This window comes from Paraburkholderia sp. 31.1, assembly GCF_014397645.1.
GTDB classification, from domain to species: Bacteria; Pseudomonadota; Gammaproteobacteria; order Burkholderiales; family Burkholderiaceae; genus Paraburkholderia; species Paraburkholderia tuberum.
Genome location: NZ_VZQN01000009.1, coordinates 182922 through 203061, shown reverse-complemented (window position 1 = coordinate 203061; position 20140 = coordinate 182922). Strand labels below are relative to the sequence as shown.

At 63.9% G+C, this 20140-nt stretch carries 22 protein-coding genes; 13 read left to right on the top strand and 9 right to left on the bottom strand.

The features are described 5' to 3' along the window. Together F6X37_RS09220 and F6X37_RS09215 are read left to right on the top strand one after the other, a co-directional pair. Window positions 1–1106: ABC transporter permease (locus tag F6X37_RS09220; RefSeq protein ID WP_187611056.1), on the top strand; the 1106-nt coding region annotated here is incomplete at its 5' end. 19 nt (window positions 1107–1125) lie between these two features. Next, a complete protein-coding gene (locus tag F6X37_RS09215) occupies window positions 1126–2472 on the top strand; it encodes an AAA-associated domain-containing protein (protein ID WP_026225663.1) in 1347 nt (448 codons plus the stop codon). 67 nt (window positions 2473–2539) lie between these two features. Here F6X37_RS09215 and F6X37_RS09210 read toward each other — a convergent pair whose 3' ends face one another. The 3 genes from F6X37_RS09210 to F6X37_RS09200 all read right to left on the bottom strand — a co-directional run bounded on the left by F6X37_RS09210 (window position 2540) and on the right by F6X37_RS09200 (window position 5049). Next, window positions 2540–3076 carry a hypothetical protein gene (locus F6X37_RS09210; RefSeq protein ID WP_090803568.1) on the bottom strand — a complete coding sequence of 179 codons (537 nt, stop codon included), beginning with the start codon at window positions 3074–3076 and terminating at the stop codon, window positions 2540–2542. Further along, window positions 3073–3651 (bottom strand): hypothetical protein, encoded by a 579-nt coding sequence (locus tag F6X37_RS09205; protein WP_184059527.1) that lies wholly within the window; start codon window positions 3649–3651, stop codon window positions 3073–3075. The genes F6X37_RS09210 and F6X37_RS09205 overlap by 4 nt, the downstream gene beginning before the upstream one ends. 339 nt (window positions 3652–3990) lie before the next feature. After that, a complete protein-coding gene (locus F6X37_RS09200; protein ID WP_187611055.1) occupies window positions 3991–5049 on the bottom strand; it encodes a sigma-54 interaction domain-containing protein in 1059 nt (352 codons plus the stop codon). Between the two features lie 396 nt (window positions 5050–5445). On the opposite strand from F6X37_RS09200, the gene F6X37_RS09195 reads away from it, so the two are divergent. From F6X37_RS09195 to otsA, 6 genes are all read left to right on the top strand, one after another. After that, complete coding sequence (locus F6X37_RS09195) at window positions 5446–5763, top strand: YqjD family protein (protein ID WP_187611054.1); 318 nt, start codon at window positions 5446–5448, stop codon at window positions 5761–5763. A gap of 58 nt (window positions 5764–5821) precedes the next feature. Then, window positions 5822–6073 carry a hypothetical protein gene (locus F6X37_RS09190; protein WP_018419790.1) on the top strand — a complete coding sequence of 84 codons (252 nt, stop codon included), beginning with the start codon at window positions 5822–5824 and terminating at the stop codon, window positions 6071–6073. Between the two features lie 269 nt (window positions 6074–6342). Further along, window positions 6343–7743 carry a sigma-54-dependent transcriptional regulator gene (locus F6X37_RS09185; protein ID WP_184045722.1) on the top strand — a complete coding sequence of 467 codons (1401 nt, stop codon included), beginning with the start codon at window positions 6343–6345 and terminating at the stop codon, window positions 7741–7743. 120 nt (window positions 7744–7863) lie between these two features. Further along, on the top strand, window positions 7864–8121 hold the full coding sequence (locus F6X37_RS09180; protein WP_187611063.1) for a hypothetical protein: 258 nt from the start codon (window positions 7864–7866) through the stop codon (window positions 8119–8121). Window positions 8122–8321: 200 nt separating this feature from the next. Continuing rightward, entirely contained in the window at window positions 8322–8534 is a 213-nt protein-coding gene (locus F6X37_RS09175) for a hypothetical protein (RefSeq protein ID WP_026225665.1), read from the top strand. A gap of 233 nt (window positions 8535–8767) precedes the next feature. After that, window positions 8768–10195, top strand: coding sequence for an alpha,alpha-trehalose-phosphate synthase (UDP-forming) (gene otsA / locus F6X37_RS09170; protein WP_187611053.1), 1428 nt, complete (start codon window positions 8768–8770; stop codon window positions 10193–10195). A 155-nt stretch (window positions 10196–10350) separates the two neighbouring features. On the opposite strand, the gene F6X37_RS09165 is transcribed toward otsA, so the two are convergent. The 5 genes from F6X37_RS09165 to F6X37_RS09145 form a co-directional block, all read right to left on the bottom strand. Next, a complete protein-coding gene (locus F6X37_RS09165) occupies window positions 10351–11769 on the bottom strand; it encodes an MFS transporter (protein ID WP_187611052.1) in 1419 nt (472 codons plus the stop codon). A 117-nt stretch (window positions 11770–11886) separates the two neighbouring features. Then, a complete protein-coding gene (locus F6X37_RS09160; RefSeq protein WP_018419796.1) occupies window positions 11887–12390 on the bottom strand; it encodes a YbhB/YbcL family Raf kinase inhibitor-like protein in 504 nt (167 codons plus the stop codon). A gap of 241 nt (window positions 12391–12631) precedes the next feature. After that, complete coding sequence (locus F6X37_RS09155) at window positions 12632–13078, bottom strand: very short patch repair endonuclease (protein ID WP_090803578.1); 447 nt, start codon at window positions 13076–13078, stop codon at window positions 12632–12634. A 30-nt stretch (window positions 13079–13108) separates the two neighbouring features. Further along, window positions 13109–14401 carry a DNA (cytosine-5-)-methyltransferase gene (dcm, locus tag F6X37_RS09150; RefSeq protein WP_187611051.1) on the bottom strand — a complete coding sequence of 431 codons (1293 nt, stop codon included), beginning with the start codon at window positions 14399–14401 and terminating at the stop codon, window positions 13109–13111. 306 nt (window positions 14402–14707) lie between these two features. After that, window positions 14708–15034, bottom strand: a complete 327-nt coding sequence (locus F6X37_RS09145) for a hypothetical protein (RefSeq protein WP_187611050.1) — start codon at window positions 15032–15034, stop codon at window positions 14708–14710. A gap of 203 nt (window positions 15035–15237) precedes the next feature. On the opposite strand from F6X37_RS09145, the gene F6X37_RS09140 reads away from it, so the two are divergent. The 5 genes from F6X37_RS09140 (at window position 15238) to F6X37_RS09120 (ending at window position 18903) form a co-directional block, all read left to right on the top strand. Beyond that, the gene (locus F6X37_RS09140; protein ID WP_187611049.1) at window positions 15238–15429 is read left to right on the top strand and encodes a CsbD family protein; all 192 of its coding nucleotides are present in this window, start codon (window positions 15238–15240) and stop codon (window positions 15427–15429) included. Between the two features lie 229 nt (window positions 15430–15658). Next, the gene (locus F6X37_RS09135; protein ID WP_090803585.1) at window positions 15659–15880 is read left to right on the top strand and encodes a hypothetical protein; all 222 of its coding nucleotides are present in this window, start codon (window positions 15659–15661) and stop codon (window positions 15878–15880) included. 129 nt (window positions 15881–16009) lie between these two features. Beyond that, a complete protein-coding gene (locus tag F6X37_RS09130) occupies window positions 16010–16717 on the top strand; it encodes a glutathione binding-like protein (RefSeq protein ID WP_184009513.1) in 708 nt (235 codons plus the stop codon). A gap of 127 nt (window positions 16718–16844) precedes the next feature. Further along, window positions 16845–17921, top strand: a complete 1077-nt coding sequence (locus F6X37_RS09125) for an acyltransferase family protein (protein ID WP_187611048.1) — start codon at window positions 16845–16847, stop codon at window positions 17919–17921. A 142-nt stretch (window positions 17922–18063) separates the two neighbouring features. Beyond that, a complete protein-coding gene (locus tag F6X37_RS09120) occupies window positions 18064–18903 on the top strand; it encodes a hypothetical protein (protein ID WP_187611047.1) in 840 nt (279 codons plus the stop codon). A gap of 24 nt (window positions 18904–18927) precedes the next feature. Here the strand turns inward: F6X37_RS09120 and F6X37_RS09115 are convergent, their stop codons facing one another. After that, complete coding sequence (locus tag F6X37_RS09115) at window positions 18928–19866, bottom strand: class I SAM-dependent methyltransferase (protein ID WP_187611046.1); 939 nt, start codon at window positions 19864–19866, stop codon at window positions 18928–18930. Window positions 19867–20140 lie beyond the last annotated feature (274 nt).

The following is a 20140-nucleotide window of genomic DNA, read 5'->3' as shown; positions in this document are numbered from 1 at the left end:
TCACGGTCGGCAATCATACGGTTACGCTGCCGGGCATCGGCGCCTACCTGGCGCAGGCGATCAGCGACAAGAACCTGCACGCGATCGGCTGGGTCATCCTCGCGATGACGGTCGTGATTCTCGCCTACGACCAGTTGCTGTTCCGTCCGCTCGTCGCGTGGGCGGACAAGTTCCGCATGGAGTTCACGAGTTCGGGCGATGCGCCGGAATCGTGGCTGCTCGACCTGATCCGCCGCACGCGGCTGATTCACCGGTTGCTCGTGCCGCTCGGCTGGATGTTCGCGCGCGCGGCTCGGGTGCGCTTCCAACTGCCGGCGTTCAGCGCGCCGCGCTTTCACATCCCGCAGCGCGAGAAGAACTCGAAGCTCGGCGACTTCATCTGGGCGGCGATCGTGCTGCTCGCCACGGTGTATGTGGTGTACCGCGTGTTCCTGTATGTGCGTACCGGCGTGACGCTCGACGAGATTGGCCACGTGTTCGTGCTGGGCCTGATCACGCTCCTGCGCGTGGTCGTGCTGATCGCGATCGCTTCCGTGATCTGGGTGCCCGTCGGCGTGCTGATTGGCCTGCGCCCCGCGCTCGCGGAAAAGATGCAGCCACTCGCGCAGTTCCTCGCGGCGTTCCCGGCGAATTTGCTGTTCCCGGTGTTCGTGATCGCGATCGTGCGCTTTCACCTGAATCCGGACATCTGGCTGTCGCCGCTGATCGTGCTCGGCACGCAGTGGTATATCCTGTTCAACGTGATTGCAGGTGCAAGCTCGTATCCGAACGACTACCGCGAGGCGGCCAAGAATTTCCACATTCGCGGCTGGCAGTGGTGGCGTCAGGCGATGCTGCCGGGCATTTTTCCGTACTACGTCACCGGTGCGATCACCGCGTCGGGCGGCGCGTGGAACGCGAGCATCGTTGCCGAGTTCGTGCAGTGGGGCGATACCAAGGTCGCCGCGCATGGCCTCGGCGCCTATATCGCGCAGACTACCGCGGCGGGCGACTATCCGAAGATCATCGTGGGCATCGCCGTGATGTCCCTGTTCGTGACCCTGTTCAACCGTCTGCTGTGGCGTCCGATGTACGCCTACGCCGAAGGCAAGCTCCGTCTAGATTGAGAAATGAAGGCTTAACGCGATGCAAAATCCTAAAGCTGCTATGACCGCCGCGCCGATCCAGACGCCGCCGAAGCCCCCGCGCCTCGGCGAGGAAATCCTGCGCGTGAAGGACGTGTGCCGCGGCTTCAACAAGACGCAGGGCGAACTGCTCGTCCTCGACGACGCGAATCTGTCGCTGCGCGAGGGCGAGATCGTCGGCCTGCTTGGCCGTTCGGGCTCGGGCAAGTCGACGCTGTTGCGCATCATCGCCGGTCTGATCGAGCCGACCGACGGCGAAGTCACGTACATGGGCAAGCCGCTCGCAGGCCCGGCCAAGGGTGTCGCGATGGTGTTCCAGACCTTCGCGCTGTTTCCGTGGCTGACCGTGCTGCAGAACGTGGAAGCGGGTCTCGAGGCGCAAGGCGTCGGTGCGTCGGAGCGGCGCACGCGCGCGCTCGCCGCGATCGACCTGATCGGCCTCGACGGCTTCGAAAACGCGTATCCCCGCGAGTTGTCGGGCGGCATGCGCCAGCGCGTCGGCTTTGCGCGCGCGCTCGTCGTCGATCCGACGCTGCTGCTGATGGACGAGCCGTTCTCCGCGCTCGACGTGCTGACCGCCGAAACGCTGCGTACCGACCTGCTCGATCTCTGGACGCAGGGGCGCATGCCGATCAAGGCGGTGCTGATCGTGACGCACAACATCGAGGAAGCGGTGTTCATGTGCGACCGCATTCTGGTGCTGTCGTCGAACCCGGGCCGCGTGATCGCCGAGATCAAGGTGCCGTTCAAGCATCCGCGCAACCGTCTGGACCCGGCATTCCGCCGCCTCGTCGACGAGATCTACGCGAAGATGACCGCGCGTCAGACCGACGAAAAGACCAAGAAGGGGCTGGAGCTCGGTAGCTGGCTGCCGCACGTATCGACCAACCTGATGGCCGGTCTGATCGAAACGCTCGCCGCCGCGCCGTATCACGGCCGCGCGGACATGCCGGAAATCGCGCGCTCGCTGCATCTGGAGGTCGACGATCTGTTCCCGATCGCCGAAGTGCTGCAGCACCTCGGTTTCGCCGACGTGCGTGAGGGCGACATTTTCCTGACGCCGCCGGCGCGCGTGTTCTCCGAGTTCGGCACGCAGGAACGGAAGATGATGTTCGCCGAGCATCTGCTGCGGCACGTGCCGCTCGCGGCGCGGATCAAGAAGGTGTTGAACGAGCGGCCCGGACATCGCGCGCCGCGCGTGCGTTTCGAGCAGGAGCTCGAGGACTTCCTGTCGGACAGCGCGGCGGAAGAGACGCTCGACGCGGTCATCAACTGGGGCCGTTACGGCGAGATCTTTTCGTATAACGACCAGACCGAAATCTTCAGTCTGGAAGACGTGGAGTCTTAAGCCTGGGTTGCCGCGGAAACGACTGCGGTTCAGACAAAAAAGCGGCGAGGAAAATCTCGCCGCTTTTTTATTGCAGATTGCCCCAGCGTGCAACCGCCGGCTCGGCCGTCGCCCACTTCCAACCCTTGTCCTGCTGGCACGCGCTCGCCGTGAACCACCTCTCGGGCGCGTTCGGGCCGTCGCCGTCCTGCACCGAGAACACGAAATCCTTGCACAGCGCGAGCGCCGAGCTGAACGCGCGGGTCACGCGCACCTCGCCATGGCCGTTTTCGATCGGCAAGGTGTGCTTGACCGACCACGGTTTCGTTTCGCCGACCGGCATCGTGCCGACCAGCGCCGCCATCAGATCCTGCTGATCCTTGTGCATGCTGCGCATGTAGCGCGCGACCGCTTCGTCGGTCGCGGCCTGCACGGCCACGCCGACGCCGAGCGCGACGGCCGGATTGCTGGTCACGAGACCCGACGCGATACCCGCCGCCGCGCCGCTCGCCGCGCCGATCGACGCGCAGCCGCTCGCCAGCAGGCTCGCGCCGACGCATAGCGCGCCGGCCGCGATGAGCCGCATCCGATCACCCATCGGAACGCCAAGCGAACGCAATTTCATTGCAGCGCACCCCAGCGCTCGGTGGCGGGTTCGGCCGACGCCCAACGCCAGTCCTTACCATCACGGCAAACCGATGCGATGTAGAACGCGCTGCTCGCGGGCTTGTCGCGCGTTGCGTTTTGATCGACGGAAAAGACGATTTCCTTGCAGTCGAGCTGGCCGGTGCTGATCAGACGGCTGACGGTCACGCGGCCGTGTTCGTCGTCTTCGATTGGGAAAGAGTGGGTGATGCTCCACGGGGCGACCGCGCCGACCTCGAGCGGACCGGCCGCCTGCGCGATGCTGTTCTGCGTATTCGTGTGAACTACGCGCTCCGAGTACTGCACACCGGCGCGCGCGGCGGCGACCGCGCCAAGACCGATACCGGTCGCGACCGCCGCATTGCTGGTGACCTTGTTGGCGACCGCGGCGCCCGCGACACCGGCGCCCGCGACCGCGCCTTCCGTGTACAACGAACTGCAGCCGCTCAATGCCGACGAAACCGCCAGCGCCAGCGCGATCAGCGCCGTTACGTGGGGGCGTTTGCCAGCGACAACGGACTTCGCGTTGACAGCCCACACCATGTTCTTTTGCATTTCTCCCGTCCCTGCCCGTACAGGTGCCTGCGTTCACGCTTCGCGCGTGTAAACGAAGGACACGTCGTTCATTATGCAGCCGCATTGTGCAGGATGCGTTTTGTAATTGGCAGCGAAAAAATGCAAGAAATTGCAAAACATCGTGCGCTGCGATGTTTTCTGTCGCATGGGCGGGCTTACCTGGCTCTGCCAGGTATTGGGGACATCAGGTGAATTTGCCGTCGGCGTGAGACGTTGAGCAGGTGAATTCGGTGCCGCGAAACCCGCGGCGAAAGGATCATGACGAACAGCGCAACAGCTGGCCGCCGCCATCGGCGCACGGCTCGCGTTGCACCGTGCCTATGAGTCGGCTTCGTCTTCCCCGCTTTCGTCGCCGTATGCGCTCAGCCGGTTGTACAGCGTTTTGAGGCTCACGCCGAGCGCTTTGGCAGCGCGTCGCTTGTCGCCGCCGCAGTACTTGAGGGTGCCGAGAATGATCTGCTTCTGCGCGTCGGCGAGCGGCGTGCCGATCCACACGCTCATCGCGTCGCCTTGCGTGACCGCTTTCTTGACTCGCGACGCAAGATGCGGATGCGGCAATTCAACCGTCTTTTCCGCGAGAATGAACGCGCGATAGACGGCGTTCTTCAACTCGCGCACGTTGCCCGGCCACGACCATGAACGCAGCGTTTCGATCGAGCGTTTGCTGAAGCTCTTGTGGGTGCCTTCCTGCTGATTCAATTGCGCGAGGAAGTGTTGCGCGAGCAGCTCGCGATCGTTTTCGCGCTCGCGCAGCGGCGGCGCGCGCAGCGGAAACACCGCGAGCCGGTACATCAGATCCTCGCGCAAGCCGTTTTCCTTGACGGCCACGGCGGGGTCGCGATTGGTCGCGGCGATCACGCGCACGTTGCCGCTGATCAACTCGTTGCCGCCGACGCGATAGAACGTGCCGGTTTCGAGCGCGCGCAGCAGCTTGACCTGGCGCACCGGCGCCATTTCGGTGATTTCGTCCAGAAACAGCGTGCCGCCGTTCGCATGTTCGAAGTAGCCGATGCGACCCTGGACCGCGCCGGTGAAGCTGCCTTTTTCGTGGCCGAACAGTTCGGCTTCGATCAGCTCATCGGGAATCGCGCCGCAGTTCACGGCGACGAACGCGCCGTCCTTGCGGCCGCTGCGCTCGTGAATGGTGCGGGCGATCAGCTCCTTGCCGGTGCCCGATTCGCCGATGATCAGCGCGGTCGCGTCGGTATCGGCGACGCGTTCGATCTGTTCGTACAGATCGAGCATTACCGGCGACGAGCCGTACAGCAGCCCGTACGATTTCAGTCCCGCGACGGCGTCCGCGACGCGCTGCTTCGCTTGTGGCGAAGCATTGCCACCGGCGGACACGGTGGGCGAGTCCAGATCGATTGACGCCATAAAAAGGGAAGTCCTGTGCAAATGGAGTTCGTGTTGCGGCGCGCAGGCCTTGAATGCGATAGACCGTACAGCCACTATCTCATAAAAGACGATTTAACCACTTCGACACTGATTCGGGCAATCGAACTGGCAGCCGCTGAAATAGCCGTGCGCGCAATCGGTCGAAAATGCGCAAATTGGCTTTTCAGCGCGCTGGAGCGGTAAATATACCGGGCACATGCATTGCATCATTGACCGTTTGATCGAGTCGTGCGAGGTTTGACGGCTACGTCGCAGCGCCGCCGGCCAGCGCAAACCGGCAACCCGCATCGTGCGCCCGAAGCCCGAACTGTTGCACCGGTCGACGCACCGATTCCGCGGCAACGCACGAACGCCGAATCAGACGAGGAGTGAACGATGACTGACACCACACAACAACTTGCACTCGGCGGACAGAAGATCGTCGAGGATCTTCGGGTGCTGCTGAGGGACTCGGAGGAAATGCTGCGGCTCGCCGCCAACGTGCCGGGCGAAGGCGTCGGCGCCTTGCGCGACCGGCTCGGCACGCACGTGGAAACGCTGCAATCGACGCTCGGCGATGCGCAACGCAACGTGCATCGCCGGTATCGCGGGGCGGCGGTCAGCGCCGAGCACTATGTGCGCCATAACCCGTGGCGCTCGCTCGCGCTCGCGGCGGGCACCGGGTTTCTGCTCGGCTTGCTGGTCGCGCGTTAGACGCGGCGCACGCTTGGCACGACTGCATTCATCCGCATCACGATCCAAGGAGTTCATGATGACACGACCCACCATTGGTTTTTTTGGCGCATTGATGGCAATCGGCGGCTTCCTGGCGGTTCGCTACGTGCAACACAAGCGCACGGGCCAAGTCTCACCGGCGCGCGAGCTGAGCCGCTGGGAAAACGAGGGCGGCGCGGTGGCGGCGCCGGCGACTTTGTCGACCGAGCTGGCGCCCGCCTCGCACAGCGCCAACGGCTCGGGGCAGGTCAACGGCGAACCCCGCGCATGGCCGTTTCCGCGCGGCTGACGCGGTTCGCTCGAATGCAACGCGGCCTGCGGCCGGCGCCTGGAACGGGATTGTTAAATGAATCTTGTAAAGCCGTATAATAGGTAAATAGACAACAATGACGCGGAAGTTGGCGCGAATTTGGCCGTTATTGTTGCAATTTTTCATCAAATGGTCGGCGGAACGGAACGCAATCGATTCCGCGTCATGCAGCCGACCGGACCCAGCCGCATGCCCATTGGCATGTTCCGCATATTTTCTGACCCACGCTTGCAGGCTTTCGAAACGCGATGCCACATGTACTCATTGTCGATGACGACGCAGGTACCCGCGAGGCACTTTCCGCCGTCATCGGGGAAGACGGGCTGACCACCGCCACCGCGGGCGATCTGCGCGAAGCGCGTATTCAACTGATCCGGCAGATGCCGGACGTCGTTTTCACCGACCTGAAGCTGCCCGACGGCAGCGGGGTCGATCTGTTCGAAGATCTCGATCCGCGCTCCGGCGTCGAAGTGATCGTGATCACCGGCCACGCGACGGTCGAGTCGGCGGTCAGCGCACTGAAAATGGGCGCGGCCGACTACCTCGTGAAGCCGATCAACATGCAGCGCGTGAAGTCGATCCTGTCGCGCCTGCCGCGCGCCGGCGACCTGAAGGCCGAAATCGGCACGCTGCGCGGCGAGTTGCGCCGCATGGGCCGCTTCGGTCTGATGCTCGGCAATTCGCCGGCGATGCAGGAGGTCTACGACCAGATCAGCCGCGTCGCGCCGACGGCGGCCTCGGTGATGCTGGTCGGCGAATCGGGCACCGGCAAGGAAGTTGCCGCGCAGACGCTGCACGAGTTGAGCCTGCGCCGCAAGCACGCGTTCCTCGCGGTCAACTGCGGCGCGATTTCGCCGAATCTGATCGAATCGGAAATGTTCGGCCACGAGCGCGGTTCGTTCACCGGCGCGGACCGGCAGCACAAGGGCTATTTCGAGCGCGCGAACGGCGGCACGCTGTTCCTCGACGAAATCACCGAGATGCCGATCGAGCTGCAGGTAAAGCTGCTGCGCGTGCTCGAGACCGGCATGTTCATGCGCGTCGGCACGACCAAGGAAATCGAAACCGACGTGCGTCTGATCGCGGCCACCAATCGCGATCCCGAGCAGGCGGTGCTCGAAGGCAAGCTGCGGCTCGATCTGTACCACCGGCTGAACGTGTTTCCGATCAGCCTGCCGCCGCTGCGCGATCGCGGCAAGGACGTCGAGCTGCTCGCGCAATCGTTCCTCGATGAGCTCAACGAGCGTCACGGCACGAAGAAGCATTTCCCTGTCGCGGTGAAGGACATGCTGCTGTCGTATCCGTGGCCGGGCAATGTGCGCGAGCTGAAGAACTATGTGCAGCGCGCGCACATCATGTCGAGCGGGGATTCGGATAGCACGGCGACGGTGCCGTTGCAAATCACGCTGTCGAAGCCCGCGGCCGGCACCGCGATCACGATCCCGTTCGGCACCTCGCTCGCGGAAGCCGACCGTCAGCTGATTCTTGCGACGCTCGAGCAATGCGGCGGCGTCAAGACGCGCGCCGCGGAAATTCTCGGCATCAGCCTGAAGACGCTGTACAACCGGCTCGTCGAGTACGGCAACGATGCGCGCGACGACGGCGATCCCACCGACGAATCACGCGCACTCGGCGGCGCGGACGCCTGATCCGCGCCTCTTCGCACGTCATCCGCGTCCCCAGTATCCGCCCGCCCGGGCTTCCGGGCGGGCACCCGAACGGCACAAGCCTTGCTGCGCTCCGGTGGAACGCAAAGCGAGGTCACCGACATGCCGCACCTGCTGCATTACGCCGCCGTTTCCGCGCCGTCCAGGCGGTTGCACGCTCATCGGCCCGAACCGGTCGAGCCGCCCACTGCACCTCCCATCGCGCCGCCGGACCCGGCCGAACCCGACACGATCCCCGGCCCGACACCCGATCCGATCGAACCCGTCGAACCGGTCACGCCGCCGATCGGCGATCCGCCGCCGCAGCCAACGCAAACGCCTCAGGCCGCCGACCGTCCGTCGCGACCGCGGCAATGTTGATACGACCGTCGATGTCGGCGCCCTGTCGCGCACTCGATGGAACCACATCCCGCACTGCGAGGCGTCATGCTCTGGGTCGGTGCAGAGCATTGCTGTACTTGTTACAAAGCCGGCGCATGTTTTACCGGCAATTTACGGTTTCGCCCCCTAGACTGTAGGGATGCCGCGACAAGCGGCAGGCTTCCCCCGGAGGCACGATCATGAGACACCCCGCATTGCGACGTTCCGCGCGGCACTCCAAGCGCGGGCCACGGCCGGCCGAGGTCGAGACTGAGCCGGTGGTGTCGCCGGACCCGGCCGCGCAGAATCGGATCGCCCCGCATACGCCGCCGGACGGCGAGCACAACCAGGGCGGGGTGCGTCAGGAAGGCCTCGAATACCAGCGCGATCTGGGCTCGGAGCAGGATGCCTGAGGCAGCGTAGCACCCGGGCGGGGGTATCCCGGCGACCGGGATACCGGTAAGAAAGACCTTCGCATTCGTCGGATTTAACAGAAAAATGTTCTTCGCAATCCGTGATGATTGCGGGGATTCGCTCGTTTGTCACATTTTCATACAAGTTTATTTTCGATATCTCATATATCGGCACGATGATTGCGTGCACCGTTTTGGCGCAATTCCGCATACAACGAAACAATGGAGCACTAATGAGCAGATTGATCGTGGTATCGAATCGTGTCGCACCGATTCAGGAAGCGCGTCCGGCAGCGGGCGGGCTCGCGATCGGCGTGCTGGACGCACTGAAGGAGACTGGCGGCGTCTGGTTCGGCTGGAGCGGCGAAACGGTCAGCGAGCCATCCGCGCCCGTGATCGAGAAGCAGGGCAACGTCACCTACGCGACTGTGGGCCTCACCAAGCGCGATTACGACGAGTACTACCGCGGTTTTTCGAACACCACGTTGTGGCCGACCTTCCACTATCGCAACGACCTGTCCCGCTACGACCGCCAGGACTACGCGGGCTACCAGCGCGTCAACGCGACGCTCGCCAAGCAGCTCAAGGAACTGCTCAAGCCCAGCGACATCATCTGGGTGCATGACTACCATCTGCTGCCGTTCGCGCGCTGCCTGCGCGAGCTCGGCGTGAAGAACCCGATCGGCTTCTTCCTGCACATTCCGTTTCCGGTGCCCGAAGTGTTGCGCACGATTCCGCCGCATGAAGAACTCGTCAAGGCGATGTGCAGCTACGACGTGATCGGCTTTCAGACCGAGGCGGATCGCCAGTCGTTCGTCGACTATATCGAGCGCGGTCACCATGGCACGTCGAGCGAAGACGGCATGGTGCACGCGTACGACCGCTTCCTGAAGGTCGGCGCGTACCCGATCGGCATCTATCCCGACGCGATCGCGAAGACCGCCGAGCAGTTCACCGACCGCAAGGCGGTGCGCAGCCTGCGCGACGGCATGCGCGGGCGCAAGCTGATCATGAGCGTCGACCGGCTCGATTATTCGAAGGGGCTGGTCGAGCGCTTCCAGGCATTCGAGCGGCTGTTGCAGAACGCGCCCGGCTGGCACGGCCGCGTGTCGCTCGTGCAGATCGCGCCGCCGACCCGCGCCGACGTGCAGACCTATCAGCGCATCCGGCAAACGCTCGAAGGCGAGGCGGGCCGCATCAACGGCCGGTTCGCGCAGCTCGACTGGACGCCGATCCAGTATCTGAACCGCAAGTACGAGCGCAATCTGCTGATGGCGCTCTTCCGCCAGTCGCAGGTCGGCTATGTGACGCCGCTGCGCGACGGCATGAATCTGGTGGCCAAGGAGTACGTCGCGTCGCAGGATCCGGCCGATCCGGGCGTGCTCGTGCTGTCGCAATTCGCGGGCGCGGCCGAGCAGCTGCCGGGCGCGCTCGTCGTCAATCCGTTCGATCTGTCGCAGATGGCCGAAGCGCTCGAGCGCGCATTAGCGATGCCGCTCGCCGAACGTCAGGCGCGTCATGCGGACATGATGGAGCCGATGCGCGAGAGCAACCTGTCGGTGTGGCGCGATACGTTGCTCGATGATCTGCGCCACGTCGCGACCGCGTCTTCGGTGACGGCCAAAGCGGTAAAGCTCGCTGACGTGACGGCATCGCCCTGAGCCGACAGGCGCGGCCCGCGCGGGCGGGCGGCGCGTGTGTGCCGCTCACGTCGTGCATGGAGTGACAGGGAAGATCAAGGCGAAAAGGCGTGCATCGCCTCGTGCGATGCGCGCCTTTTATCGTGCATGTCTTGCGCGCGTAACGGCCACAGCCCTCAGGCCGGCTGCGCCGCCTTCTGCATGACCCGCATCGTGCTGACGACCGCCGCGACCGCCGAGAACCCCGCGGCCACGTACAGCGCGATGATCGTCCCGCTCTGCGGCGCGACGCCGAAGATCAGCGCGACCAGCGCCGCGCCGAGCGTTTGCCCGGTCAGGCGCGCGGTGCCGAGCATGCCGCTCGCGCCGCCGCTGCGTTCGCGCGGCGCGGACGACAGCATCGTGCGATTGTTCGGCGACTGGAAGATGCCGAAGCCCGCGCCGCACAGCGCCATGCGCCACGAAATCTGCAGCGCGTCCGGGTGAGGCCCGAGCGTCGCGAGCAGCAGCAGGCCGACCGTCATCGCGGCGAGCCCGACGCCGCCGAGCCAGCCGGCCGATATCCTGTCCGACAGCACGCCGGCAATGGGCGCCGCGATGATGATGATCGCGGGCCACGGCGTCATCAAAAGACCCGTTTCGACCTGCGACATGCCGAGTGTTTCCTGCAGCAGGAACGGCAGCGACACGAACGCGAGCATCTGCGCGCAGAACGAGCAGACCGACGTGCCGATCGACAGCGCGAACACCGGAATACGCAGCAGGTCGATCGGCAGCAGCGGGGCGGGCCGCGTCAGCTGGCGACGCACGAAGAAGTAGCCGATGACCAGCGCTCCGAGCGCCTCGAGCGTCACGTAGCCGAAACGCTCGCCGTGGCCGAGGCCATCGACCGCGAAAATCAGCAGGCCGAACACAAACGCGTTCATCACCGCGCTCAGATAGTCGTACGGAGATTCGTGGCCGGGGTTCATCGGCAGCGCCTTGAAGCCGCCGACGATCGCCGCGATTCCGATCGGCACGTTGATCGCGAACAGCCACGGCCAGCTCGCGATCGCGAGCACGCCCGAGGCGACCGTCGGCCCGACCGCCGACGACACCGCCACCACCATCGCGTTGATCGAGACGCCGCGCCCGAGCTGGGCGGGCGGATAGATCATGCGCACGATCGCGGTGTTCACGCTCATGATGCCGGCCGCGCCGAAGCCCTGGACCACTCGCGCGAACGCGAGCGTCGCCAGCGAGTTCGACAGCGCGCAACCGAACGACGCGACCGTGAACAGGATCAGGCCCGACAGATAAATGCGCCGGTAGCCGATGCGGTCGCCGAGCGACGCGAGCGGCAGCAGCGAGATCGTGATCGCGAGCTGATACGCGTTGACGACCCAGATCGACGCGGCGGCGCTCGCATTGAGGTTGCGCGCGATCGTCGGCAGCGCGACGTTGGCGATCGCGCTGTCGAGCACCGCGAGCGTCAGCGAGAGCGCGATGACGAGCATCGCCCAGTAGCGTTGTGGGACCGGTAGGCCCAGTTCCTTGCCTTCGAAGCGGGAAGTGGAGGACGTCGAGCCGTCCGTGCGCGGGGAGGGTGCGTGCATCGATTGTTTGATTTGTCGGAGATGTTGGCGCGCCTGTGCGCGGCTCACGCGCTGGCCGCTGCGGGCGTATCGGTCGGCGCGGCGCCGGCGTTACCGGGCGCCGGCGCCGCGCGTGCGTTATTTGAGTTCGTAAAGGCCCGTGTGGGTCGTCGAATCGATTTCGTTCAGGTGCGTCATGAAGCGCGCGACCGCGTTGGTGGTTTCCGCGCTGACCGGCAGATGCGGCACTTTCAGCGCATGCAGCCGGAAGATATAGCGATGCGTGCGATCGCCGCGCGGCGGCGCGGCGCCGCCGAAGCCGACCGTCCCATAGTCGTTGCGCACCTGCATCGCGCCCTGCGGCAGCAGCGAGCCGTCGGCCTTGCCGGCGTTGCGCGGCAGCGAGCGCGCGTCGGCCGGAATGTTCACGACGACCCAATGCCAGAAGCCGCTGCCGGTCGGCGCGTCGGGATCGTGAACGGTGAGCGCGAAGCTTTGCGTGTCCGCGGGCGGCGCTTCCCATTGCAGCGACGGCGAGATGTTTTCGCCGTCGCCGCCGAACGCCTTGTCGTTGTACTCGTGGGCTCTCGGCATGAAGCCGTTGGTGGGAAAATCGTCGGACCAGAGACGGAAGTCAGCCATGATGTGCCTCCCTTGTTGATTGGTTCTGGGATCGTCGGAGTTCGCGATGTCGCGGCGGGCGAGGCGCATCTCGCGGCATGCCGAAGCGCGTGAGGACGTGCCGCGAAAGCGCCTGGAAGCACCCGGAAAACGCCGCCGAAGCGTGCCTCGAAGGCATCTCGAAAGCGCGCCGGGTGAGCTTTTCGAGTGTAGCACCAGCGGCCGCGAGACTCGCGCGAGCCGGGCAGGTCGCGCGCGGTTTTCAGCCGCGTTCCTCGAACTCCGGCGCGTCGCTTCCGATCCACGCGACGAGCCGCTCGATCACGCCCGCGATATCGCGATTCGCGCCCCGCAAAGCGCATTCCCATACGACCGCGACGCGCCAGCCGCTCGCGAGCAGCGCGGCGCGCACCTTGTCGTCGTTGCTGCGATTGCGGCCGATCTTGTCGCGCCAGAAGTCGGGCCGCGTCTGCGGCCATTTGAACAGATGACAGTCGTGGCCATGCCAGAAGCAGCCATGCACGAGCACCACCGCGCGATAGCGCGGCAGCACGATGTCGGGGCGGCCGGGCAGATCGCGCGCGTCGAGCCGGAAGCGCAGGCCCCGTCGATGCAGCAGGCTGCGGATCAGGATCTCCGGCTTGGTGTTGCGGCCGCGAATGCCGGACATCATCCGGCTGCGCGTCGCGCTATCGACGATATCGACCATCGTCAGCGGGCCAATGGGTCGCGCGGCCGCTCACGCGTGGAGCGGCAGGGAATGTTTCGACGCATCGCGGGTCGGGTGGGCAAGCAGGGTTTGCACATGCGGCAGCATGATACGCGCCACTTCGCGCATCACCGGCATCACGACGCTATTGCCGAACTGCCGGTAGGCCTGCGTATCGCTGACCGGAATCCTGAAGGTGTCGGGAAAGCCCATCAGTCGCGCGCATTCGCGCGGCGTCAGGCGACGCGGGCGCGGCGCCTCGCCCTGATAGACGAGAATTTCGGAGCCGTCCTTGTGATAGCGCGCCGACAGCGTGCGCGTCACGCTGTCCGGATAGGCCATGCCGAAACCGAAGCCGTTGCCCGCCGCACGATGCTTGGCCGCGTAGTTTTGCAGATACGCCCACAGCTTCGGGGTGAGCGTGTACTTCGGCTGCACGCGGCGCGCGGCGTGATCGAAGAAGCGGTCGTGGTCCCACGGCAGCACCGGTTCCGTGCCGTCCGTGCGATGCAGGATCGCGCCGAGCCGCGGACCCTGTTCGGGCAGGCGCAGGTCGTCCCATGTGAACCCGGTCTTGCCGCGAAAGCCCACCACGATGATGCGCTCGCGATGCTGAGGCGTGAAATGCTGGCCATCGATCACGCGGTAGTGCACCTCGTAGCCGAGTTCGTCGCGCAGCGTTTGCAGGATCACGTCGAAGGTGCGGCCCTTGTCGTGCGACAGCAGGTTCTTTACGTTTTCGAGCAGGAACGCGGCGGGGCGCTTCGCGGCGATGATGCGCGCGACGTCGAAAAACAGCGTGCCCTGGGTCGTGCATTCGAAGCCGTGCGGCCGGCCAAGCGCGTTTTTCTTGCTGACGCCGGCGATCGAAAACGGCTGGCACGGAAAGCCGCCGAGCAGCACGTCGTGGCTCGGCACGTCCTCGGCGGGAAACGTGACGATGTCGCCGATCAGCGCGTGCGCGCCGCCGCTCGCGGAGTTGTCGCCGTGGTTCTCGCGATAAGTCCGCGTCGAGAACTCGTTCCACTCGCTGGTGAACACGCATTCGCCGCGGTGCGCCTCGAAGCCCATGCGAATGCCGCCGATACCCGCGAACAGATCGATGAAGCGGAAGCGCGCCGCGTCGCCCGCGTGTTGCGCCTCACGCGCGCCTTGCCGCAGCAGATCGCGCAACGCGGGTTCCAGCATCGCGGGACAAGCCGTTTCACCTTTTTCCCAGCGACGCACCGTCTTGATGTCCTTGCCGACATGGGCTGCGATTTCGCGTTGGGTGAAACGGGCGCGCGCCTGCTTGAGCAGGTCGAACGGGGCGGCGAGGGTCACGTGGCGTCCTTGCTGGGAATTTTTGCGGACATTATGACCTAAGGTCGTCCCTTTTCCCTATTGTCGGCGCTGATTGATCAGGAATTTTTCGCGATACGTCGCGCCGCTGCGTTTGTTTGCGGCGAAACATGCCTGTGACGAATGCGGATATACGCTCGTCCCGTGACGCTGGTTTCCGGCGTTGCGACGTGTGTTGGCGACCGCGACCTCGTGCCCGGCCGCTTTTTTTGCGGCGCGCAAGACGAGCCGCGTGCCGGCTTGGCGCCACGCACGCGGGTGCAGCGGGTGGGGCGGATGCGGATGCGGTCAGGCCGACTTCACCTTCTTCACCGGGCCAGCCCGCTCGAATCGCGAGGTCGGCGCGGGCGCGAAGCGTTCCCATTCGGGCAGCGGCGTCGAGGCCAGCCAATCGAGTTGCAGCAGCAGGCTGTCGACTTTGTCCAATTGGGCGGTAGAAAGCTGCCCGCTGTCGACCAGCGCGGTCAGTCGTTTGCGCCAATAGGTGGCTGGCAGGATCGGACCGCCGAAATCGCCGCGCAGCGATACGTGCATCACCCGCGCGATGTGCGCGATGTCGTGGTCGATCAACGCAGCTTGCGATGATCCCGAAATCGTAGTCTCCGTGCGGTCCATGACTCCTCCCTGAGCGCATTTACGGCGGTGCGCGGCGAGACTTTAGGCTTTTTGATAAAAAATTTGCCCGATCGCGCGTCGGCGTTCGTCGGTGCCGCGGCCCCGTGCGCGGAGCAGTTCCCGGGAACAGCCGTTGCTGCTTCCCACACACCGGCGGAATACCGCGCCGGCATTTCCGTCGACTACGCATATGGGAGCCGAGCATGAACAAGGATCAAGTGAAGGGCGTTGGCGAGCAGGTCAAGGGCAAGGTCAACGAGGCCGTCGGCAAGGCCACGAAGGACCCTGCGAAGGAACTCAAGGGCGACCTGCAGCAGGGCGCCGGCAAGGTGCAGAAGGCCTATGGCGATGCGAAGGAAGACGCCAAGGACGATGCAAAGCGCGGTCGTCACTGAACCCGTTCGGTGCAGGTTGCCGTAACGGCGGAGGCGTTGCGATCGTCGCGGCGCCTTTGCTTTTCGTACGGCGCAGGTCGGACACGACGCGTCCGATTTCACCAACTGGGTCACGGCTGACGTTGGCGCGGCGGCCGGCCTGGGAGTAACCCGTGATCGCGATGATCGGCATTCCGCACGCGCTGCGAGCCCTTTAGACTTGGCGCAATCCCATCAGGAGGTCGCGCCAATGACACCCGAAAAGATACTTTCGATGTTTGAACGGCAGTATTTGGAAGGCAAGGCGCCGCCGGATCTCGAAGCGACCTGCGCGAACTTCGCGACGTGGCTCGCGACCGCGTGGGAACTGCTCGACGGCACCGAAAAGACGCTGCTGCTGACGGTCGGCGCGGCGCTGTGGCGCGAGGGCTTCAACGTGCGCGCGGGTACGGCGACGAAGGACTTGTGGTGAACCGCCGATCGCGAACGGCGCTGTTGCCGCAGCGTTTGTAGGGTCTTCACGCGGCCTCGCACGCGTTGTGGCGAGTCGGTTTATATTGGGCGGTCTTGCAATTTCTGTCCCATAGGGCGACCCGAACCCATGACCGATTTATCCGCTTTCGCGATCACGAAGAAATGGCCGGCCGAGCATCCGGACCGGATTCAGCTCTATTCGCTGCCGACGCCCAATGGCGTAAAAATCTCGATCATGCTCGAGGAAACCGGCTTGCCGTACGAGCCACATCTGGTGCGCTTCGATACCAACGATCAGATGACGCCGGCGTTTCTGTCGTTGAACCCGAACAACAAGATTCCGGCGATCCTCGATCCGAACGGTCCCGACGGCAAACCGCTGCCGCTGTTCGAATCGGGCGCGATCCTGATTTATCTCGCCGACAAAAGCGGCCGGCTGATCCCGCAGGACGCCGCCGGGCGCTACGAGACGATCCAGTGGGTGATGTTCCAGATGGGCGGCATCGGTCCGATGTTCGGCCAGGTCGGCTTCTTCCACAAATTCGCCGGCAGGGAGTACGAGGACAAGCGTCCGCGCGATCGCTACATCGCCGAATCGAAGCGGCTGCTCGGCGTGCTGGAGCAGCGCCTGGAAGGACGCACATGGGTGATGGGCGATCAGTATTCGATTGCCGATATCGCGATCTTCCCGTGGGTGCGCAATCTGGTCGGCTTCTATGAGGCGGGAGAACTGGTCGGCATTCAGGACTTCCCGAACGTGCGGCGCGTGCTGGCGGCGTTCGTCGAGCGTCCGGCGGTGGTGCGCGGCCTGAATATTCCGCAGCGGCCGGCTTGATGGCCTGAGCGTTTCGCGAGCTTGACCGCTCGGCCGGGCGGGCGCGAATCGAACGCGCCCGGCCACGCGGCATCGGGACGCTCTGCGCTGCCATGCCCCCCTTACGCACTTTGCCGGATCGAAGGGCATGACAGGTATCAGGAAGTATCGATCAATTCAGGCGTTGCGGGCGCTCGCCGCGCTGGGCGTCGTCGCGTTTCATACCGACGGCATCGTCGCCGCGCATGGTTGGCTCGTCCATGTTTTTCCGCGCGTGTCGCGCTATGGCGAAATCGGCGTCGACGTCTTCTTCGTGATCTCCGGCTTCGTGATGGTGCTGGTGACTCTGGGTTTGCCCCCGGGAATCCAGTCGGCGCGCTCGTTCATTTGCGCCCGCATCGCGCGGGTCGTGCCGCCCTACTGGATTCTCACCGCGTTGTTTATCGCGCTCGTCGCGTTCGTGCCGGGCGTTCCCGAAGCGTTCGGTCATGCGCGCGTGAGCGCCTGGCATGCGCTGTCGTCGTTTCTGTTTCTACCGTCGATGAGCTGGACCGGCATGGCCGCGCCCGTGCTGGGCGTCGGCTGGACGTTGAACTACGAGATGTGGTTTTACGGCGTGTTTGCCGCGGCGATGTGCGTGACGAGACGTCGTCTGCTGGCGGTAGGGGCGTTCCTGCTCCTGACGTCCGCGTTGCATCTGCTGCCCGGCGAGGGCGTCGCGTTCGCCTTTTACACGAATCCGCTGATGCTGGAGTTCGTGCTCGGGTGTTGCTTCGGAGCCTGGTATGCGACGGGGCGGACGGTGCCGGTGGCCGCGGCGGCGGGATTGCTGGTGGCGGTCGCCGCAGCGGGCGTGTTTGCGCCGAAGTTGACCGATGCGAACCGGTTTCTCGTATTTGGCCTGCCGGCGTTGGCGGTCGTGGTGGCGGGATTGTCGGTCGAGAGCAAGGTGCGGTGGAACAAGTGGCTCGAGCGCATCGGCGATGCGTCGTATTCGCTGTATCTGACGCATCTGCTCGCGATGCCGGTCGTGGTCGGCTTCATGCAGATGATCGATGCGCGACATCGGTTGCCGGGAGATCTGGTTGGCGGGGCGGTTGTGGTCGCGTCGACGGCGGTGGCGCTCGGGTCGTATCGGTGGGTCGAGCGACCGGCAAGTCGGGCCGTGGCCAGCTGGATCGCCGGGTTGTCGTGGGGAAGCGCGGTAGCCGGAGCGAAGCGGTAAGCGTGCTTCGACGGTTTTTCGTGTCCTTGAAATTAAGACCGCTGAGCGCGTATAACCTTTGAGGTGAGTAAAGTTCTTACCGGCTTATCGGGCGAGAATCGCGCGACAGCGCTGTGATGCGACCGGACGAAAAGGTGAAGCAATGAGCGCCGTTACATTGTTCGCGTGGTCCGTTCCGGCGTATTTCCAGGATTCCGTGGTCGACCATACATGGGTGACGACCTACGACAGCCGCGTGAAGATTTACCCAGCGCTGGCGGACGTCCTGATCGCGGGCGAGCACTATTGGTACAGCTGGGGCAGCTTCCACGCCCGAGGTGGGACGCCGGTCAGTGCGGATGGTTTTTTGGCTTCCGGCGCGGCAAATCTGCTTTATGCTAGTTGTCTATGTAAGCCCGATGTGGACTCGAACATCGATCCGGCCGCTCGCGGAACGATATTCAGCTATGGTCGCGATGGTGTATGCCATCAGCTGTCAAACCAGATTCTTTGGGCGACCGGCAGCGGTGGAGCGGCTCCAGCTACCGTCCGCATGTCCAGGGGCTACTGGTTGAGCATCGCGATCTTCGGACCATACGGCAAGCAGCATGCTGCATGGGCGAGCAAGAAGATTCAGTGCTCGACACCAAGCGGGAGTGACGCGATGAAGCCAGGACATCAGGAATCCGATGTCGACGATTTTCAGGAGCATCTTCAGGCGACTTTGAAGGGTCCCGACGCGGATGCGAAAATCAAGTCGTTGATGAATCATCGACGCGCATTTATGGTGCGGGTCGAGCGTTTGCAACCTGCCCCGCAGGGCAGCGATGTTCCGTCCGCCTCGGAGCTGAACGAGGCCTATTCGTCTTTTCTCCACGACGCTGCTGACATTCTGGGTCCCGAGGACTTCGAGCGAGTTTTTGGTGAACGCCCAAAGGATCAGATGAACGTCGTCGATCCTTCGATATACGAGCAAAGTGTCCGTCGGCCGATGCAAAAGTAATGGAGCCGCTGGACTGGCGTCGTCTCAAACGCGTTTCGCGATCACCGTCGTCGAACTCGCAATGTCGAGATTCTTTTTTGCGCTTAGCTGCTTCACAAACGATCGATCCAGCAACGTCGGCGGTCCTTGCAGAATTTCTTCGACCGTGAGCGCCTTGAATTCCTTCAGCGCATTCTCGTCGAGACCATCGGCCCATTCGCTCATGATCCAGTAAATCGACCAGATGGCCGATGTCGATTCCGGTACGTACACACGTTCGACATTGATCGCAGATCCGAAGAGGTTGAGAATCCCCTCGGCTGTCATGTTGTAGTAGTGATGCGGGTAGCCGTGAGTGGGTTGAGTGAGCGGAACCACCACGACCAGATCGCCTCCTGGCTTCAACACGCGCAGAATCTCTTTGGCGGCAGTGAATGGGTCCTTCACATGTTCGAGGACATTCAACGACAGAAGGCCATCGAACGATGCATCTTTGAATGGCAGAACTTCGCCGACACCTCGCACATCGGTGGATGGATAGTTGGTGATGTCGAAATTGATCACGTTTTCGTAGATCGCGGGACGGCTGCCGGCCCCACAATCCAGAATGATCCCCGACGGATGGCGCTCGATCATACTCAGTGCATCCTGATCGTACAGATTGCTTCCGGCCAGTTCCGAGTCGTAAATGTCGAACTGGGAGCGCAGATCGGGCGACAAAAAATCGAAAAATTTTCCGTCGCCACTAAATGGCATATCAGTGCGAAGGACAGACGCTATTCTTTTTCTTCGTTCCCGCCTGGATTGGGCCGCCACCAGTGCATCTTGCCTGCGATGACTTTCGGCGCTTCCGAAAACTTCGAAATGCGATCTTCCCGATCGTAATGCGCCGAGCCTGACGGCCTCAGCGACGTCCGGATTTGCGGCGAGATAGGCCTGCTCACAAAAATTCAACGCGGTAACGCATTCAAGCGCTTGATCCATGTCGGTCCTCGGAAACGTTTCGAAGTCGGCTCGCCGATTATAGCGATCTGAGATTTACGGGAGCGCCTGATTTTCCGGGGTTGTCGAACGCGTGGTTCGCGTGGAAGGCGGATCGCAACAAAAAGCACCGCAGCGCAAGGCGTGCGGGGCTTTTAAGAGCGGACCTGGCAGCCGGTTGGGCGCTTGGTCCCCTTGGCCTACTACAAATACGCTCACTATCTTTCTGTTGCTTTGACGCATGCACTGCCGTGCGTGGTCCCGCGTGGCAGGCCGC

Bases quoted from the DNA above. Each gene is read 5' to 3' on its own strand.
- F6X37_RS09120 (WP_187611047.1), top strand. From the start codon at position 18,064: ATGAGCGCCGTTACATTGTTCGCGTGGTCCGTTCCGGCGTATTTCCAG.
- F6X37_RS09165 (WP_187611052.1), bottom strand. From the start codon at position 11,769: ATGCACGCACCCTCCCCGCGCACGGACGGCTCGACGTCCTCCACTTCC.
- F6X37_RS09185 (WP_184045722.1), top strand. From the start codon at position 6,343: ATGCCACATGTACTCATTGTCGATGACGACGCAGGTACCCGCGAGGCA.
- F6X37_RS09140 (WP_187611049.1), top strand. From the start codon at position 15,238: ATGAACAAGGATCAAGTGAAGGGCGTTGGCGAGCAGGTCAAGGGCAAG.
- F6X37_RS09155 (WP_090803578.1), bottom strand. From the start codon at position 13,078: ATGGTCGATATCGTCGATAGCGCGACGCGCAGCCGGATGATGTCCGGC.
- F6X37_RS09135 (WP_090803585.1), top strand. From the start codon at position 15,659: ATGACACCCGAAAAGATACTTTCGATGTTTGAACGGCAGTATTTGGAA.
- F6X37_RS09190 (WP_018419790.1), top strand. From the start codon at position 5,822: ATGACACGACCCACCATTGGTTTTTTTGGCGCATTGATGGCAATCGGC.
- F6X37_RS09215 (WP_026225663.1), top strand. From the start codon at position 1,126: ATGCAAAATCCTAAAGCTGCTATGACCGCCGCGCCGATCCAGACGCCG.
- F6X37_RS09115 (WP_187611046.1), bottom strand. From the start codon at position 19,866: ATGGATCAAGCGCTTGAATGCGTTACCGCGTTGAATTTTTGTGAGCAG.
- F6X37_RS09175 (WP_026225665.1), top strand. From the start codon at position 8,322: ATGAGACACCCCGCATTGCGACGTTCCGCGCGGCACTCCAAGCGCGGG.
- F6X37_RS09195 (WP_187611054.1), top strand. From the start codon at position 5,446: ATGACTGACACCACACAACAACTTGCACTCGGCGGACAGAAGATCGTC.
- F6X37_RS09200 (WP_187611055.1), bottom strand. From the start codon at position 5,049: ATGGCGTCAATCGATCTGGACTCGCCCACCGTGTCCGCCGGTGGCAAT.
- F6X37_RS09180 (WP_187611063.1), top strand. From the start codon at position 7,864: ATGCCGCACCTGCTGCATTACGCCGCCGTTTCCGCGCCGTCCAGGCGG.
- F6X37_RS09125 (WP_187611048.1), top strand. From the start codon at position 16,845: ATGACAGGTATCAGGAAGTATCGATCAATTCAGGCGTTGCGGGCGCTC.
- F6X37_RS09210 (WP_090803568.1), bottom strand. From the start codon at position 3,076: ATGAAATTGCGTTCGCTTGGCGTTCCGATGGGTGATCGGATGCGGCTC.
- F6X37_RS09145 (WP_187611050.1), bottom strand. From the start codon at position 15,034: ATGGACCGCACGGAGACTACGATTTCGGGATCATCGCAAGCTGCGTTG.
- otsA (WP_187611053.1), top strand. From the start codon at position 8,768: ATGAGCAGATTGATCGTGGTATCGAATCGTGTCGCACCGATTCAGGAA.
- F6X37_RS09130 (WP_184009513.1), top strand. From the start codon at position 16,010: ATGACCGATTTATCCGCTTTCGCGATCACGAAGAAATGGCCGGCCGAG.
- F6X37_RS09205 (WP_184059527.1), bottom strand. From the start codon at position 3,651: ATGCAAAAGAACATGGTGTGGGCTGTCAACGCGAAGTCCGTTGTCGCT.
- F6X37_RS09160 (WP_018419796.1), bottom strand. From the start codon at position 12,390: ATGGCTGACTTCCGTCTCTGGTCCGACGATTTTCCCACCAACGGCTTC.